At 71.5% G+C, this 15,748-nt stretch carries 12 protein-coding genes; 7 read left to right on the top strand and 5 right to left on the bottom strand.

From position 1 onward, the window contains the following. Nucleotides 1–64: 64 nt before the first annotated feature. Nucleotides 65–313 (bottom strand): WhiB family transcriptional regulator, encoded by a 249-nt coding sequence (locus RH861_RS14595; RefSeq protein WP_055859573.1) that lies wholly within the window; start codon nucleotides 311–313, stop codon nucleotides 65–67. Between the two features lie 201 nt (nucleotides 314–514). Here RH861_RS14595 and RH861_RS14590 point away from each other — a divergent pair, with 201 nt between their 5' ends. Further along, a complete protein-coding gene (locus RH861_RS14590) occupies nucleotides 515–967 on the top strand; it encodes a hypothetical protein (protein WP_310521598.1) in 453 nt (150 codons plus the stop codon). A gap of 82 nt (nucleotides 968–1,049) precedes the next feature. Here the strand turns inward: RH861_RS14590 and bcp are convergent, their stop codons facing one another. The 3 genes from bcp to aroA all read right to left on the bottom strand — a co-directional run bounded on the left by bcp (nucleotide 1,050) and on the right by aroA (nucleotide 4,004). Continuing rightward, on the bottom strand, nucleotides 1,050–1,526 hold the full coding sequence (gene bcp / locus RH861_RS14585) for a thioredoxin-dependent thiol peroxidase (RefSeq protein ID WP_310521597.1): 477 nt from the start codon (nucleotides 1,524–1,526) through the stop codon (nucleotides 1,050–1,052). A 67-nt stretch (nucleotides 1,527–1,593) separates the two neighbouring features. Then, the gene (rsgA, locus tag RH861_RS14580; RefSeq protein ID WP_310521596.1) at nucleotides 1,594–2,637 is read right to left on the bottom strand and encodes a ribosome small subunit-dependent GTPase A; all 1,044 of its coding nucleotides are present in this window, start codon (nucleotides 2,635–2,637) and stop codon (nucleotides 1,594–1,596) included. After that, nucleotides 2,634–4,004 carry a 3-phosphoshikimate 1-carboxyvinyltransferase gene (gene aroA, locus RH861_RS14575; protein ID WP_310521595.1) on the bottom strand — a complete coding sequence of 457 codons (1,371 nt, stop codon included), beginning with the start codon at nucleotides 4,002–4,004 and terminating at the stop codon, nucleotides 2,634–2,636. Before aroA ends, rsgA begins: the two co-directional genes overlap by 4 nt. 110 nt (nucleotides 4,005–4,114) lie before the next feature. On the opposite strand from aroA, the gene RH861_RS14570 reads away from it, so the two are divergent. The 3 genes from RH861_RS14570 (at nucleotide 4,115) to RH861_RS14560 (ending at nucleotide 7,480) form a co-directional block, all read left to right on the top strand. After that, complete coding sequence (locus tag RH861_RS14570; protein WP_197466912.1) at nucleotides 4,115–4,762, top strand: sigma-70 family RNA polymerase sigma factor; 648 nt, start codon at nucleotides 4,115–4,117, stop codon at nucleotides 4,760–4,762. Then, the gene (locus RH861_RS14565; protein ID WP_067945159.1) at nucleotides 4,759–5,016 is read left to right on the top strand and encodes a zf-HC2 domain-containing protein; all 258 of its coding nucleotides are present in this window, start codon (nucleotides 4,759–4,761) and stop codon (nucleotides 5,014–5,016) included. Before RH861_RS14570 ends, RH861_RS14565 begins: the two co-directional genes overlap by 4 nt. Nucleotides 5,017–5,104: 88 nt before the next feature. Further along, nucleotides 5,105–7,480: an MMPL family transporter gene (locus tag RH861_RS14560; RefSeq protein ID WP_310521594.1), complete on the top strand. Its 2,376-nt coding sequence runs from the start codon at nucleotides 5,105–5,107 to the stop codon at nucleotides 7,478–7,480. Nucleotides 7,481–7,599: 119 nt separating this feature from the next. On the opposite strand, the gene RH861_RS14555 is transcribed toward RH861_RS14560, so the two are convergent. Beyond that, on the bottom strand, nucleotides 7,600–11,508 hold the full coding sequence (locus RH861_RS14555; RefSeq protein ID WP_310521593.1) for a multifunctional oxoglutarate decarboxylase/oxoglutarate dehydrogenase thiamine pyrophosphate-binding subunit/dihydrolipoyllysine-residue succinyltransferase subunit: 3,909 nt from the start codon (nucleotides 11,506–11,508) through the stop codon (nucleotides 7,600–7,602). Between the two features lie 212 nt (nucleotides 11,509–11,720). Here RH861_RS14555 and guaB1 point away from each other — a divergent pair, with 212 nt between their 5' ends. The 3 genes from guaB1 (at nucleotide 11,721) to RH861_RS14540 (ending at nucleotide 15,730) form a co-directional block, all read left to right on the top strand. Beyond that, a complete protein-coding gene (gene guaB1, locus RH861_RS14550; protein WP_310521592.1) occupies nucleotides 11,721–13,160 on the top strand; it encodes a GMP reductase in 1,440 nt (479 codons plus the stop codon). A 204-nt stretch (nucleotides 13,161–13,364) separates the two neighbouring features. Beyond that, complete coding sequence (locus RH861_RS14545; RefSeq protein ID WP_310521591.1) at nucleotides 13,365–14,696, top strand: hemolysin family protein; 1,332 nt, start codon at nucleotides 13,365–13,367, stop codon at nucleotides 14,694–14,696. Then, a complete protein-coding gene (locus tag RH861_RS14540) occupies nucleotides 14,693–15,730 on the top strand; it encodes a hemolysin family protein (RefSeq protein WP_310521590.1) in 1,038 nt (345 codons plus the stop codon). The genes RH861_RS14545 and RH861_RS14540 overlap by 4 nt, the downstream gene beginning before the upstream one ends. Nucleotides 15,731–15,748: the final 18 nt, after the last annotated feature.

The following is a 15,748-nucleotide window of genomic DNA, read 5'->3' as shown; positions in this document are numbered from 1 at the left end:
CGTGGGCCTGCCGGTCGAAGTCGATCCGGGGACTGCGGCAGCCGGCCCGCAACGCGCGCGGGCGTCAGCCCGCGCGACGTGCTCGCGCGGCGCGGCGCTTGAGGGCGCGGCGCTCGTCTTCGCTGAGGCCGCCCCACACGCCCGAGTCCTGGCCGGTCTCGAGGGCGTACTGGAGGCAGATCTCGGTGACGGTGCATCGGGCGCAGACCGCCTTGGCCTTTTCGATCTGGTCGACGGCCGGTCCGGTGTTCCCCACGGGGAAGAAGAGTTCCGGGTCCGCGGTCAGGCAGGCGGCCTTGTCGCGCCAATCCATTCAGATGCTCCTTGCGTTGTCGATCCGCAGCAGACGCATGCGTGCGCTGCCGGGAACCGGCGGGGCTGCGGTGGGGGAAAGCCGAATCTCGGGAAGTAGGATCGTGGAAGATCGGCTCACGTCCCTGTGAGCATCAATTCGGCCTCATAAATGGTCGCATAGCGTGGGAAGTGAATCAAGAGTGCACTTTCGGAGAAGCCTGTGAATGGGCGGGACGCCGGCCGAGACGCCACCGCGTCCGCGCCGGGAGGGGTCCGGGCGGCGCTGCTCACGGTCACCGTCCTGCTCTTCGCCGAGGCGGCGGCGCTCGCGGCGATGGTCGCGTGGCTCGTCATCGACCTGCTGGTGCTGCAGCCGTCGTCGTTCGCGACCGCGATCGCCCTCATCGTGATCACCGCCCTCGCGGCCGCCTGGGTCGCCGCCATCGCGGTGGCCTCGGTGCGGCGTGCGCCGTGGGCCCGAGCCGGCGCGATCGTCTGGCAGGTGCTCCAGCTGTCGATCGCCGTGGGCGCGTTCCAGGGCCTCTTCGCGCGCCCGGACATCGGGTGGGCGCTGCTCATCCCCGCCGTCACGGTGGTCGGCCTGCTGCTCTGGCCGCCGGTCCGCGCGGCGTACGCACGCGACGAGGACGCCTCGCACCCAGCGGCCGGCTGACCCGCGATGCCGGCCTGAGGCGGAGCGGAGACGCCGCGGGCGGCCGCCGCATCGCGACGACCGCCCGGAGGAACGGCGGGTCTCAGCCGTCGAGGCCGAGGTCCTTGCGGATGCGGGCGACGTGCCCGGTGGCCTTGACGTTGTACATGGGCTTGTCGATGCGGCCCTCCTCATCGATGACGAAGGTCGAGCGGATGGCGCCCGTGACCGTCTTGCCGTAGAGCGACTTCTCGCCCCACGCGCCGTACGCCTGCTGCACCGCGAGGTCGGTGTCGGAGAGGAGCGGGAAGTTCAGGCCGTCGCGCTCGGCGAACTGCTTGAGCGTCGCGACGTCGTCCTTCGAGACGCCGACCACGCGCACGCCCGCGCCGGCGAACGAGTTGAGGTGGTCGCGGAAGTCGCAGGCCTCGGTGGTGCAGCCGGGCGTCATGGCGGCGGGGTAGAAGTAGAGCACGACCTTCTGCCCGCGGAGGGACGAGAGCGTGACGGGGTTGCCGTCCTGGTCGGGCAGGGTGAAGTCGGGGGCGAGGTCGCCGGCGGCGAGTCGAGCGTCGGTCATGCCCCAATCGTAGGCACGGCGACGGATGCCGCGGCGCGCGCCCGCGGCATCCGAGGTGCTCGGAACCTCAGGCGAACGTCGCGAGCAGTCGCTGCAGCGAGTCGAGGCGCACGCGCCCGGATTCGCCGAGGTCGCCGGCCTCGACGGCCTCGATGATCGCGCAGTCCGGGGAGTCCGGCAGGTGGGTGCAGCCGCGCGGGCAGTCCTCGGCGATGCGGGCCAGGTCGGCGAAGGCGCCGAGGATGTTCGCGGGGTCGACGTGCCCCAGGCCGAACGAGCGGACGCCGGGAGTGTCGATGACCCAGCCGGTCCGGCCCTCGTGCTCGAGGCGCAGGGAGACGGTCGACGACGACGTGTGTCGCCCGCGGCCCGTGACCACGTTGACGTGCCCCGTGGCGCGATGCGCTTCGGGGACGAGGGCGTTCACGAGCGTCGACTTGCCGACGCCCGAGTGCCCGACGAACACCGTGCGGTGGCCGACGAGCCGCTCGGCGATCTCGTCGAGCGGCATCGCGTCGGCGCGGCTGCGGAGCACCGGGAGGTCGAGCCCGGCGAAATTCGCCAGGAACGGTTCGGGGTCGGCGAGATCGGTCTTCGTCACGCACACGATCGGGGCGATCCCCGCGTCGTACGCGGCGACGAGGTAGCGGTCCACGAGGCGCACGCGGGGCTCGGGGTCGGCGGCGGCGATCACGATGAGCATCTGGTCGGCGTTCGCGACGATGACCCGCTCGACGGCGTCCGTGTCGTCGGCGCTGCGGCGAAGCAGGGTCGTGCGCTCCTGCACGCGCACGATGCGGGCGAGCGTGCCCTCGTCGCCCGACGTGTCGCCGACGAGGTCGACCCGATCGCCGGTGACGACCGACTTGCGGCGCAGCTCGCTCGCGCGAGCGGCGGTGATCTCCCGTTCGGTCGGTTCGGCGTCGTCGACGAGCACGGTGTAGCGGCCGCGGTCGACGCCGAGCACGATGCCGGTCTCGGCGTCGGCGTGCTCCGGACGCACCTTCGTGCGCGGCCGGCTCCCGCGGCGGCTGGGTCGGACCCGCACGTCGGACTCGTCGTACTGGTCGTACTCCGGCTCGTCCTCGTCGTCGGTGTCCCACCAGCTCATCCGAGCATCTGCTCCCAGAGCTCGGTGAACTGGGGCAGCGTCTTCGACGTCGATCCGATGTCGTCGACGACCACGCCCTCGACCGCGAGCCCCACGATGGCGCCCGAGGTCGCCATGCGGTGGTCGGCGTACGCCTTCCACTCCCCGCCGTGCAGCGGCGCGGGCTCGATGCGCAGGCCGTCGTCGAGCTCGGTCACCCGTCCGCCGAGGCCGTTGAGCTCGGCTGCGAGCGCCGCGAGCCGGTCGGTCTCGTGGTGTCGGATGTGCCCGATGCCCGTGAACGTGCTCGGGTCGTCGGCGAGCGCCGCGAGCGCCACGAGGTTGGGCACGAGCTCGCCCGCCTCCGAGAGGTCGAGCTCGACGCCGCGGATGCCGCGTCCGCCGTCCTCGGCGGGCTCGGGCGCGTGCACGGTGAGCCGGTCGCCGTCGCGCTCGACGCGGGCGCCGAACCGGGGGAGGAGGTCGGCCAGGTGCGCGCCGACCTGCGTCGTCGCGGTGGGCCACCCGGAGATCGTGACGGACCCGCCGGCGACGACCGCCGCGACCAGGAACGGCGCCGCGTTCGAGAGGTCGGGCTCGATGTCGACGTCGCGTGCGGCGATGGGCCCCGGAGCGACGATCCAGCGGCCGACCGCGGGCTGCTCGACCGCGACGCCGCGCAGGGCGAGGGTCTCGATCGTCATCTCGATGTGGGGCAGGCTCGGCAGGCGTTCGCCCGTGTGCGTGAGGTCGAGTCCGCGCTCGAAGCGGGGTGCGGAGAGCAGCAGCCCCGAGACGAACTGGCTCGAGGCGGAGGCGTCGATGGCGAGCTCGCCGCCCTCGACCCGCCCGAAGCCGTGCACCGTGAACGGCAGGGCGCCCCGACCGTCGTCGTCCAGGTCGACGCCGAGGCCGCGGAGGCCGTCGATCACGCCGCGCATCGGACGGCGACGGGCGCCCTCGTCGCCGTCGAACGTCGTGGGACCGAGGGCGAGCGCCGCCACCGGGGGCAGGAACCGCATGACGGTGCCCGCGAGTCCGCAGTCGATCGTGGTCGACCCGACGAGCTCGTCGGTCGGCGTGACCCGGAGGTCGTCGCCGAACCCGCCGGCACCCGGCATCCGCTCGAACCCGACGCCGAGCTGCCGCAGCCCCTCGATCATGAGCTCGCTGTCGCGCGACCACAGCGGAGCGCGGAGCGTCGAGGGTCCGTCGGCGAGCGCGGCGAGGACGAGTTCGCGGTTGGTGAGCGACTTCGAACCGGGTAGCGATAGGGTCGCCGCGAGCGGCGCCGAGGCCACCGGCGCACGCCATCCGTCGTCCGACTCCACCTGGCGGTTGTCGCCGTACGGGTCGAACTCGGGCGCGGAATACCTCGAAAGCTGCATCGGTTACCAACAGTAGCGCTCGGCGGAACGGGAAGGAGTTGGTGCGCGTGACGATGACGGTGCTCGACCGCCCGGTGGTCTCGGAGCCTCAGGACCTAGGATGGCCCCTGATGACCGCCGACGACACCGCGAACCAGGCCGACGCCGATCGGCCCGACGACGAGACGCGCGACCTCGGCGCGCTGTTCGAGGAGCAGGCGCTGCCGTTCATCGACCAGCTCTACGCGGCCGCGCTGCGCATGACCAAGAACCCGGCCGACGCGCAGGACCTCGTGCAGGAGACGTTCGTGAAGGCGTACGCCGCCTTCGGGTCGTTCACGCAGGGCACGAACCTGAAGGCGTGGCTGTACCGCATCCTCACCAACACCTTCATCAACACCTACCGCAAGAAGCAGCGGGAGCCCTATCAGGGCACGATCGACGACCTCGAGGACTGGCAGCTCGGCGGTGCCGAGTCGACGACCGCGTCCTCGAGCCGCTCGGCCGAGGCGGAGGCGATCGACCACCTCCCCGACTCGGCCGTGAAGGACGCGCTCCAGGCCCTTCCCGAGGACTTCCGCCTGGCCGTGTACTTCGCCGACGTCGAGGGGTTCTCCTACCAGGAGATCGCCGACATGATGAACACCCCCATCGGGACCGTGATGAGCCGCCTGCACCGTGGCCGGCGTCTGCTCCGCGAGTCCCTCGCCGAATACGCGACCGAGCAGGGCATCGCCGTCGCGCCGGCGACCACCCGATCCCGGAGGAGCACGAAATGACGGACTGCGGCTGCGAGAAGGCCAAGGCCGAGCTCGAGGAATACCTGCACAACGAGCTGTGCAGTGCGGATGCCGCCGACATCCGCGAGCACATGGAGCACTGCGAGGACTGCCGCGGCGAGCTGCGCGTCGGCGTGGCGATCACCGAGGTCGTGCAGCGGGCGTGCCGCGAGACGGCGCCCGAGGAACTGCGCCTCATGGTCATGACGCGCATCCGCGACATCCAGTCCGGGCACGGCGTCCTCGTCGACTGATCCCGGCGGTGCGCCGTCCGGGGGGCGGGCGCGGTCCGAACTTTCGATGGACGCGCCGGGCGGTGCCCGTTCCGTACCGTCGGTGACGATGAACGAGACCGCCACCCCCGCCAAGCGCCCCGGACGTGTGCCCACGTGGCTCCGGGTGCTCATCCCGACCGTCCTCATCCTCGTCTGGTTCGCGCTGTTCGGCGCGGGCGGTGCCGCGTTCGGCACGATCAGCGAGGTGCAGCAGAACGACCAGGCGTCGTTCCTGCCGGCCTCGGCCGAGGCCACCGAGGTCAACGACCTCCAGGACGGCTTCCGCGACTCCGACAACGTCCCCGCGATCGTCATCGTCGCGAGCGACGACGGCGCGCAGCTCACCGAGGCGCAGCTCGCCGACGTCGAGGCGCTGCGCGACGACGTGCTCGACGTCGAAGGCGTCGTCGCCGACGAGACGTCGCCGGTCATCCCGTCGGAGGACGGCGAGGCCGCCCAGTTCGTCGCGTCGGTCGCGCCCGGTGAGGGCGAGGAGGGCTCGGGCGTCACCATCGAGGAGATGCGGGCGCTGCTCGAGGAGTCGGCGATCGACGGCACGACGGCGGCCGTCACGGGACCCGCCGGCTTCACCGCCGACCTCGCCGAGGCGTTCTCGGGCATCGACGGCCTGCTCCTGCTCGTGGCCCTGTCGGCCGTGCTCGTGATCCTCGTCGTCGTCTACCGCTCGCCGCTGCTGCCGATCATCGTGCTCTTCACGAGCCTCACGGCGCTGACCGCCTCCGTGTTCACGGTCGTGCAGCTCGCGCAGGCCGACCTGCTGCTGCTCTCGGGGCAGACGCAGGGCATCCTCTTCATCCTCGTCATCGGCGCCGCGACCGACTACGCGCTGCTCTACATCGCGCGGTACCGCGAGGCGCTCGCCCAGCACGAGCGCAAGTGGGATGCCACGTGGGCGGCGTTGAAGGGCTCGTGGGAGCCCATCGCGGCGTCGGCCGGCACCGTCATCGTCGCGCTCCTGATCCTGCTCGCGAGCGAACTCAACTCGAACAAGATCCTCGGCCCGGTCGCGGCCATCGGCATCGTGTTCGCGCTGCTCGCCGCCCTCACGCTGCTCCCGGCGCTGCTCCTGTGGGCCGGGCGCGTGGCCTTCTGGCCGCGCCGCATCGCCCGGCCGGATGCCACGGCCGCAGACCCCTCGCACGGGCGTCACGCCGACGTCGTCGACGACCGCGCTGCGGGCGAGCGGGGACTGTGGGGCGCCGTCGGACGCCTCGTGTCCCGCCGCCCCCGCACGGTGTGGATCCTCTCCACCCTCCTGCTCGCGGTGATGTCGATCGGCCTCGTCCGACTCGACGCCGACGGCGTCCCGTCGAGCGAGTTCATCCTCGGCGAGTCGCAGGCCCGCGACGGCCAGGAGCTCGTGAGCGAGCACTTCCCCGGCGGCTCCGGCACCCCGGCCGTCATCATCGGGCCGGAGGACGACCTGCAGGAGATGGCCGACGTCGCGCTCGGCATCGACGGCGTGGCATCCGTCGCGGTGCTGTCGACCGACTCGCCCGCGGGCAGTGCGCCCGTCACCGAGGACGGCGTGCAGGCCTTCGGCCCGCCCGGCACGCCCGCGCCCGAGCCGACCGTCGTGGACGGCAACGTGCTGCTCCAGGCCACCCTCGACGACCCGTCCGACTCGGCCGAGGCGGAGGCGACGGTCGTGGACCTTCGCGCGGCCCTCGACGACGTCGGCGAGAACGTGCTCGTCGGCGGCCCGACCGCGGTGGCGCTCGACACGAACGAGGCGGCGGTGAACGACCAGCGCCTCATCATCCCGCTCGTGCTGCTCGCGATCCTCGTGATCCTCATGCTGCTGCTGCGCGCCGTGATCGCACCGCTCATCCTGATCGCGAGCGTCGTGCTCTCGTTCGCGGCGGCCCTCGGTGTCTCGGCGCTCGTCTTCGAGTTCATCCTCGGGTTCCCCGGCGCCGACCCGTCCGTCCCGCTCTTCGGGTTCGTGTTCCTCGTCGCGCTCGGCGTCGACTACAACATCTTCCTCATGACCCGCGTGCGAGAGGAGGCCATGCGGCACGGCACGCGGGAGGGCATCCTCCGCGGGCTGCGGCTCACCGGCGGGGTCATCACGTCGGCCGGGCTCGTGCTCGCCGCGACCTTCGCCGCGCTCGGCGTGCTGCCCATCCTGTTCCTCGCGCAGATCTCGTTCATCGTCGCCTTCGGCGTGCTGCTCGACACATTCCTGGTGCGGACCCTGCTCGTGCCGGCCGCCACGTACGACATCGGCCGGGCGATCTGGTGGCCGAGCCGGCTCGCGCGCGAGGAACGACGCCACGGCGTGCACGCGGCGCCCGACGCCGCCGAGCCGTCGTCGGACGGGTCCGAGGCGGGCCCGACGGAGCCGAGCGAAGACTTCGCGGACGGGGACACGGCCGACGCGGCCGAGCCTCCGCGACGCGACCCGGTCCAAGCCGGGTGACGGACCGCCGGCCGCGGCACCGCCCACGCCACCGCCGCGGCCGGCTTCCCCTCCAGGAGGGGAGAACGGAACGAGCGGATGCCCCCTCTGGAGGCATCCGCTCGTTTCGCGTTTCGCGGCTAGCGGCTGAGCGCCCGCTTCACGAGGTCGGCCTGCTCGGCGGCGTGGCGCTTGGCCGAACCGGTCGCGGGCGACGCCGCGGCCGGGCGGGCCACCACGCGCACCTCGCGGGGACCGAGCTTGTTCGTCTCGATGATGAAGAACGGCCACGCGCCCTGGTTCTCCGGCTCGTCCTGCGCCCAGACCAGCTCGGCGTTCGGGTACGAGTCGGCGACGGCCTTGAGCTCCGCCGCGGGCAGCGGATAGTACTGCTCGAGGCGCACGAGCGCGACCTCGGGGTCGGGGTGCTTCTCGAGTTCGGCGAGCAGGTCGTAGTACAGCTTGCCGGCCATGAACACGACCCGCTTGACCGCGGCCTTGTCGGTGATCCGCGCGTCGTCGATCACCGGCTCGAACCGGCCCTGCGTGAAGTCCGACACCTCGCTCGTCGCGCCGCGCAGGCGGAGCATCGCCTTCGGCGTGAAGACCACGAGCGGACGACGCGGACGGGCGTACGCCTGACGGCGGAGCAGGTGGAAGTACGACGCGGGCGTCGACGGACGCGCGACGGTCATGTTGTTCTCGGCGCACATCTGCAGGTACCGCTCGATGCGGGCGCTCGAGTGGTCGGGGCCCTGGCCCTCGTACCCGTGCGGCAGCAGCAGGACCACGCTCGAGCGCTGGCCCCACTTCTGCTCGGCAGACGAGATGAACTCGTCGATCACGATCTGCGCGCCGTTGGCGAAGTCGCCGAACTGCGCCTCCCACAGGACGAGGGCGTCGGCGCGCTCGACCGAGTAGCCGTACTCGAACGCCATCGCCGCGTACTCCGACAGCAGCGAGTCGTAGATCCAGAACCGCGCCTGCTGGTCGCCCAGGTTCTGCAGCGGCAGCCACTCCTGGCCGTTCGCCCGGTCGTGCAGGACGGCGTGGCGCTGCACGAACGTGCCGCGTCGCGCATCCTGGCCGACGAGGCGGACCGGAGTGCCCTCGAGCAGGAGCGAGCCGAGGCTCAGCAGTTCGCCGAAGCCCCAGTCGATCTTGCCGTTGCGGCTCATGTCGACCCGCTTGGCGAGCAGCTGCTGGATCTTGGGGTGCACCGTGAAGCCGTTGGGCTTGTTGGCGAACGCGTCGCCGACCGCGTGCACGACCTCGAGCGACACGCCAGTGGTCTCGGGCTCGCCCGCGGCGGGCTCGGGCTGCAGGTCGTCGGCGCCGACGATCGGGATCGCGCCGGTCTGGGCCGCATGCGTCTCCGCGAAGGCCCGCTCGAGGCGGTCCTGGAAGTCGCGGTGCGCGTTCTCGTACTCCTCCTCGGTGATGTCGCCGCGTCCGACGAGCGCCTCGGTGTAGAGCTTGCGGACCGAGCGCTTGGCCTCGATGAGGTTGTACATGAGCGGCTGCGTCATCGACGGGTCGTCGCCCTCGTTGTGGCCGCGGCGGCGGTAGCACACGAGGTCGATGACGACGTCGCGCTTGAACTCCTGACGGTAGCGGAACGCGAGCTCGGCGACGCGGACGACGGCCTCGGGGTCGTCGCCGTTCACGTGGAACACGGGGGCCTGGATGGCCTTCGCGACATCCGTCGAGTAGATCGAGGACCGCGCGTCGCCGGGGACGGTCGTGAAGCCGACCTGGTTGTTCACGACCACGTGGACGGTGCCGCCCGTGCGGTACGCCCGCAGCTGGGACATCTGCAGGGTCTCGAACACGACGCCCTGGCCGGCCATCGCCGCGTCGCCGTGCACGAGGATCGGCAGGATCGAGAACGAGCCGACGGGCTTGCGGTCCTGCTTGGCGCGGACGATGCCCTCGAGCACCCCGTTGACCGCCTCGAGGTGCGACGGGTTGGCGGCGAGGGACACGGGGATCTGCGTGCCGTCGTCGGCGGTGAAGGTGCCCTCGGTGCCGAGGTGGTACTTCACGTCGCCCGAGCCGGAGAAGCCCTTGGTGTCCTGGGTTCCCTCGAACTCGCGGAACACCTGGCCGTACGTCTTGCCCGCGATGTTCGTGAGCACGTTGAGGCGGCCGCGGTGCGCCATGCCGATGGCGACCTCGTCGAGGCCCTCCTTCGCGGCGCCCTGCAGCACCTCGTCGAGCAGCGCGATCATCGACTCGCCGCCCTCGAGGCTGAAGCGCTTCTGGCCGACGTACTTGGTCTGCAGGAACGTCTCGAACGCCTCGGCCTCGTTGAGCTTGCTGAGGATCCGCATCTGCTCGTCGTGCGTGGGCTTCTCGTACTTGCGCTCGACCTGGTGCTGGATCCACTTGCGCTGCACCGGGTCCTGGATGTGCATGTACTCGATGCCGATCGTGCGGCAGTACGAGTCGCGGAGCACGCCGAGGATGTCGCGCAGGAGCGCCGTGCGCTTGTCGCCGAACCCGCCGGTGACGAACTCGCGGTCGAGGTCCCAGAAGGTGAGGCCGTGGCTCTCGAGGTCGAGGTCGGGGTGCGAGCGCTGCACGTACTCGAGCGGGTCGATGTCGGCCATCATGTGGCCGCGCACCCGGAACGAGTTGATGAGCTCCTGCACGCGCGCGGTCTTGTCGATCGCGCTCGCGATGTCGACGGAGATGTCCTCGTTCCACTTGATGGGCTCGTAGGGCAGGCGCAGCGCCGCGAAGATGTCCTGGTAGAAGTTCCGCTCGCCGATGAGCAGCTCGTGGACCTTCTTCAGGAACTCGCCCGAACCCGCGCCCTGGATGACGCGGTGGTCGTAGGTCGAGGTGAGCGTGATGGTCTTGCCGATGGCGAGGTTCGCGAGCGTCTTCTCGCTCGCGCCCTGGAACTCGGCCGGGTACTCGAGGGCGCCCGCGCCGATGATGCAGCCCTGCCCCTTCATGAGGCGCGGCACGGAGTGCACGGTGCCGATGCCGCCGGGGTTCGTCAGCGAGATCGTCGCGCCCTTGAAGTCGTCGGCGGTGAGCTTGTTGGTGCGAGCGCGACGCACGAGGTCCTCGTACGCGCCGAGGTACTCGTTGAAGGTCATGGTCTCGGCGCGCTTAATCGCCGGGACCAGCAGCGAACGCGTGCCGTCGGGCTTGGGCAGGTCGATCGCGATGCCGAGGCCGATGTGGGCGGGCTTCACGAGGGCCGGCTTGCCGTCGACCTCGGTGTATGAGACGTTCTGGCTCGGGAACTCCTTCAGCGCCTGGATCAGCGCCCACCCGATGAGGTGCGTGAACGAGATCTTGCCACCGCGCGTGCGCCGGAGGTGGTTGTTGATCACGATCCGGTTGTCGATCATGAGCTTCGCGGGCACGGTGCGCACGCTGGTCGCGGTGGGCACCGTGAGCGACGAATCCATGTTCGCGGCGAGGGTCTTCGGCATGCCCTTCAGCGGCACGATCTCGTCTTCGCGCTCGCCGCCGTCGGGCTGCTGCTGCGGGCCCGTGACGGGCACGTCGGCCGGGACGGGTGCGGTGCGCGGGGCGACCGAGGTGGTGCGCGCCTCGGGCGCCTGGCCGACCACGGCGTTCGGCGAGGTGCTCGGGCCGGTGGATGCCGCGGGCTCGACCGGCTGCGCGTTCGGCTGGGCGGCGGGCGCCTGGGCGTCGGCCTGCGGCGCGGCGGCCTCGGACCGCGGCTGGTCGGGGGCGGGGGCGGGGGCGGAGGCGGGGGCAGCGGCGGCGGGTGCCTCGGCGGCCGGAGCCGGGGCGGACGCGGCGGGCGTCGCGGTCTCGGCCTGCTCGCCGGCGGCCTGGTACACCGCGGCCTCATCGGGCATGGTCGTGGGGGTGGCCGATGCGGGCTGCTCGCCGTTGGCCTTGACCCTGCGGTACTGCTCGAGCACGGGGCGCCACGTCTCGTCGACCGAATCCGGGTCGGCGAGGAACCGCTCGTACATCTCGTCCACGAGCCATTCGTTGGCTCCGAACTCCGCCGCAGTCGTCTCTTCGGACCCCGACCCGGTCAATTGGCTCGACACAGCCTCTCGCCCACTCTCTCCATTGATGGATGCTCACCTGGTGGCGTGGCGCGCGCAGCACGTCGCGGAACGCCCCATCAAGCCTAAACCCGTTCGGGGAGCACTCGGCACCGCTTGCGATCGGCATCGGAGTGTGTGCGCATCGACCGCGTCGATCCGCCGCGGCCGCCGCTCTCGGGTGGCACCCACCACGCCCGAATACGCTGGGTGGCATGCAGTTCTATCGCACGACGCCGCGGCACGACCTCACGTACTCCGACGTCTTCCTCGTGCCGAGCCGCTCCGGCGTGACCAGCCGGCTCGACGTGTCGCTCGCGCCCGACGACGGGTCGGGCAGCAGCATCCCCATCGTGTCGGCGAACATGAACTCCGTCACCGGCCCGAGGCTCGCGGCGACCCTCGCCCGGCGCGGCGGCATCGGCGTGCTGCCGCAGGACCTGCCGCTGCAGGAGCTCGACGAGGCCATTCGCTGGGTCAAGTCCCGGCCCGCGCAGTTCGACGTGCCCCACGCCTTCTCGGCCGACCAGACCGTCGCCGACGCCCTCGAGGTGCTCCCGCCCGTCGAGGGCCACGGCATCGTCCTGCACGACGACGACGGCCGGTACGCCGGCACCATCCCCGCCGCGCGGCTCGCGACGGCGCTGGCCGACGCCCGGCTCGGCGACCTCGTCCACGGCGCCATCCCGTCGCTCGACGCCGTCGACGTCGACACGCCCCGCCGGGCGTTCGACCTCATGGTCGACGCCGGCATCGACTTCGCCCCCGTGCTCGAGCACGGCCGCGTCATCGGCACGCTGAGCCGACGCAGCGCCCTGCGCGGCACCGTCTCCGAGCCCAACACGGATGCCTCGGGGCGGCTCCGGGTCGCCGCGGCGATCGGCATCAACGGCGACGTCGAGGCGAAGGCCCGTGCGCTCGCCGCCGCCGGCGTCGACATGCTCGTCGTCGACACCGCGCATGGGCACCAGGAGGGCATGATCCGCGCCGTGCGCGCCGCGAAGGCGGCCGGGCTCGGCATCCCGATCGTCGCCGGCAACATCGTGACCGCCGATGCGGTCGCGGATCTCGTCGCGGCGGGCGCCGACGTGCTGAAGGTGGGCGTCGGCCCGGGCGCCATGTGCACGACGCGGATGATGACGGCCGTCGGCCGGCCCCAGTTCTCGGCCGTGCTCGAGACCTCCGAGGCCGCCCGCGAGGCCGGCGCGACGGTGTGGGCCGACGGGGGAGTGCGCTACCCGCGCGACGTTGCGCTCGCGCTCGCCGCGGGCGCGGCATCCGTCATGATCGGCTCGTGGTTCGCGGGCACCATCGAGGCACCGGGCACGCTGCGCCGCGACCTCGACGGCCGCGTGTACAAGGAGAGCTGGGGCATGGCCTCGACCAAGGCGGTCAAGGAGCGGTTCGGTCGGCTGTCGCCGTACGAGCTCGCCCGCAAGGAGCTCTTCGCCGAGGGCATCTCGTCGTCGGCGATCTACCTCGACCCGCTCCGGCCGTCGCTGGAGGACCTGCTCGACATGATCACCTCGGGCGTCCGCAGCTCGTTCACGTACGCCGGGGCGCGCAGCGTGCCGGAGTTCCGCGAGCGGGCGCTCGTGGGCATCCAGTCGGCCGCGGGCTACGAGGAGGGCAAGGCGCTGCCGGTCAGCTGGTAGCGGCCGAGAGGCGGATGCCGCAGCGAACGCACCGGTGGGTCCGTGACGCGGCGGTCGTGCCGTGCGGCGCGAGCCGGCGCAGACGCGCTCGTGGAGGTTCGCTCGCGGCATCCGTCGATATACTGGGCGGCACAATGGACGACCCTCCTTCTGCCAGTTCGCCCGGCCATAGACCCTCGCCCGTGACCGAACGGGGAGGTGCGGATGTCTGAGTGGATCCTCCTCGGCATCGGACTCCTCCTCACGATCGGCACGGGCCTGTTCGTTGCGAGCGAGTTCGCGCTCGTCAACCTCGACCGCGCCGACCTCGAGTCGCGCCGCGCGAAGGGCGAGTCGCGACTCGGCCTCACCATCGAGGCGCTCAAGATCACCTCGACGCACCTCTCGAGCGCGCAGCTGGGCATCACGCTCACCACGCTGCTCACCGGGTACACGATGGAACCGGCGATCTCGTCGCTCCTCGCCGATCCGCTGCGCTCGATCGGGCTGCCCGACGGGCTCATCCGCCCCGTCGGCGCGGTCACCGCGGTGGTCGTCGCGACCCTCCTGTCGATGATCATCGGCGAGCTCGTGCCGAAGAACTTCGCGCTCGCGCTGCCGCGGCAGACCGCCAAGGTGGTCGTGCCGTTCCAGACGGCCTTCACGTGGATGTTCCGTCCCGCGATCGCCGTGCTGAACGGCAGCGCGAACCGCCTGCTGCGCGCCATGGGCATCGAACCGAAGGAGGAGCTCTCCGGGGCGAGGTCGGCCGAGGAGCTCTCGAGCCTCGTGCGGCGCTCGGCGAGCGCGGGGTTGCTCGAACAGGACACCGCCACGCTCCTCGGCCGCACCCTGCGCTTCTCGGAGCACGACGCGTCCGACGTCATGACGCCGCGTCCGCGCGTCGCGGCCGTGCAGCGGCTCGAACCGGCGGAGGCCGTCATCGAGCTCGCACGGCAGACGGGCTTCTCGAGGTTCCCGGTCTACGACGAGAACCTCGACGACGTGGTCGGCCTCGTGCACGTGAAGCAGGCCGTCGCCGTTCCGCGCGAGAAGCGCGACCAGGTTCCCGCCTCGGCACTGCAGTCCGACGCGCTGCGGGTTCCCGAGACGATGAAGCTCGACCTGCTCCTCGGCGAGCTGCGCGGCCGCGGCTACCAGATGGCCGTGGTGGTCGACGAGTACGGCGGCACGGCGGGCGTCGCAACCCTCGAGGACCTCGTGGAGGAACTCGTCGGCGAGGTCGCCGACGAGCACGACCGCACGCGCGCGGGCGTCGTCCGACGCGGCGAGTTCGTGAGCTTCCCCGGAATGCTCCGGCCCGACGAGCTGCTCGATCGCACGGGCATCCAGGTGCCCGAGGACGGCGCCTACGAGACCGTCGCGGGTTACGTCATGAGCGTGCTCGGCCGCCTGCCCGCGGTGGGCGACGAGGTCGAGGTCGAGGGCGGCCGCTTCCGCGTGCAGCGCCTCGACGGTCGCCGCATCGACCGCATCCAGTTCACCCCGGCGACCGCGCGGACGCACGCCGACGTGCTGACGGAGGTGGAGCGATGAGCGACTGGGCCGGCCTCGCCTGGCTGTTCGTGCTGCTCGCCGGCAACGCGTTCTTCGTCGGCGCCGAGTTCGCCGTCATCTCGGCGCGCCGATCGCAGATCGAGCCGCTCGCCGAGCGCGGCAAGCGCAGCGCCAAGACGGCGCTGTGGGCCATGGAGCACGCGACGCTCATGCTCGCCATGAGCCAGCTCGGCATCACGATCTGCTCCCTGCTGATCCTCACCGTCTCGGAACCGGCGATCCACCACCTGCTCGAGTACCCGCTCGGGCTCACGGGATGGTCGCCCGAGGTCGTCTCCACCGTGGCCTTCGTCATCGCGCTGCTGCTCGTGTCGTACCTGCACGTCGTGCTCGGCGAGATGGTGCCGAAGAACCTCTCGTTCTCGCTGCCCGACCGCGCCGTGCTCGTGCTCGCGCCGCCGCTCGTGTTCATCGCGCGCGTGTTCCGGCCGGTGATCGTCGTGCTGAACGCCATCGCCAACGGCGTGCTGCGCCTCTTCGGCGTCGAGCCGAAGAACGAGGCGACCTCGACCTACACGCTCGAGGAGGTGCAGACGATCGTCGACCAGTCCCGCCGCGAGGGGATCCTCGCCGACGCGAGCGGCACGCTCACGGCCGCCTTCGAGTTCACGACCAAGCGGGTCGAGGACGTGGCGGTCCCCATGGACGAGCTGGTCTGCCTGCCGGCGGATGCCACCCCGGCCGACGTCGAACGCGCCGTGGCCCGTCGTGGCTTCTCGCGATACGTGCTGGCCGGCGACGACGGCGAGCCCAACGGCTACGTGCACCTCAAGGACGTCATCGACCTCGACGACGACGAGTTCGACGACCCCATCCCGGCCAAGCGGGTGCGTCGCCTCGTGTCGATCTTCGACGGGACCGATCTCGAGGACGCCCTCGCGACGATGCGCCGCCTCGGCACCCACGTGGCACGCGCGTTCGACGGCGACGGCGCCACGACCGGCGTGATCTTCCTCGAGGACATCATCGAGGAACTCGTCGGCGAGGTGCAGGACGCGACCCGGAGGGGCTGATCCGCCCGCCCCCCGATC

Source organism: Agromyces indicus (assembly GCF_031432295.1).
Classification (GTDB): Bacteria; Actinomycetota; Actinomycetes; order Actinomycetales; family Microbacteriaceae; genus Agromyces; species Agromyces indicus.
Note: the sequence above shows the minus strand (reverse complement) of the source record. Positions and strands in the feature narration are given on the sequence as shown.

Coding starts and splice junctions, on each gene's coding strand:
- aroA (WP_310521595.1), bottom strand. CDS start 4,004: ATGCAGCTTTCGAGGTATTCCGCGCCCGAGTTCGACCCGTACGGCGAC.
- bcp (WP_310521597.1), bottom strand. CDS start 1,526: ATGACCGACGCTCGACTCGCCGCCGGCGACCTCGCCCCCGACTTCACC.
- RH861_RS14540 (WP_310521590.1), top strand. CDS start 14,693: ATGAGCGACTGGGCCGGCCTCGCCTGGCTGTTCGTGCTGCTCGCCGGC.
- RH861_RS14595 (WP_055859573.1), bottom strand. CDS start 313: ATGGATTGGCGCGACAAGGCCGCCTGCCTGACCGCGGACCCGGAACTC.
- RH861_RS14560 (WP_310521594.1), top strand. CDS start 5,105: ATGAACGAGACCGCCACCCCCGCCAAGCGCCCCGGACGTGTGCCCACG.
- RH861_RS14545 (WP_310521591.1), top strand. CDS start 13,365: ATGTCTGAGTGGATCCTCCTCGGCATCGGACTCCTCCTCACGATCGGC.
- RH861_RS14565 (WP_067945159.1), top strand. CDS start 4,759: ATGACGGACTGCGGCTGCGAGAAGGCCAAGGCCGAGCTCGAGGAATAC.
- guaB1 (WP_310521592.1), top strand. CDS start 11,721: ATGCAGTTCTATCGCACGACGCCGCGGCACGACCTCACGTACTCCGAC.
- rsgA (WP_310521596.1), bottom strand. CDS start 2,637: ATGAGCTGGTGGGACACCGACGACGAGGACGAGCCGGAGTACGACCAG.
- RH861_RS14570 (WP_197466912.1), top strand. CDS start 4,115: ATGACCGCCGACGACACCGCGAACCAGGCCGACGCCGATCGGCCCGAC.